Genomic DNA, 255 nt, shown 5'->3' on the forward strand with positions numbered 1-255 from the left:
GTTCGCCCGGGTGTCTTGCGCCTTCGCGGACGATGTTGCGCATGCCCAACGTCTGTATGATGCGATGTCTCGGCTGTGGTTCATGCCGGCCACACCGGTGCTCTCCAACGGCGGCACCACGCGCGGCTTGCCGATCTCGTGCTTCCTTAACTCGGTGTCGGACTCGCTCGAAGGCATCGTCGGCACCTGGAACGAGAACGTCTGGCTTGCTGCCAACGGCGGCGGCATCGGCACCTACTGGGGCAATGTTCGCTC

The 255-nt window shown here is 63.9% G+C and carries 1 protein-coding gene; it reads left to right on the forward strand.

Annotated elements, in window-relative coordinates:
• Positions 1–10 precede the first annotated feature (10 nt).
• The coding region (locus I6F35_RS39825) for a ribonucleotide reductase N-terminal alpha domain-containing protein (protein WP_346283257.1) at positions 11–255 on the forward strand (245 nt) is incomplete at its 3' end.

This window comes from Bradyrhizobium sp. BRP22 (assembly GCF_020194175.1).
GTDB lineage: Bacteria > Pseudomonadota > Alphaproteobacteria > Rhizobiales > Xanthobacteraceae > Bradyrhizobium.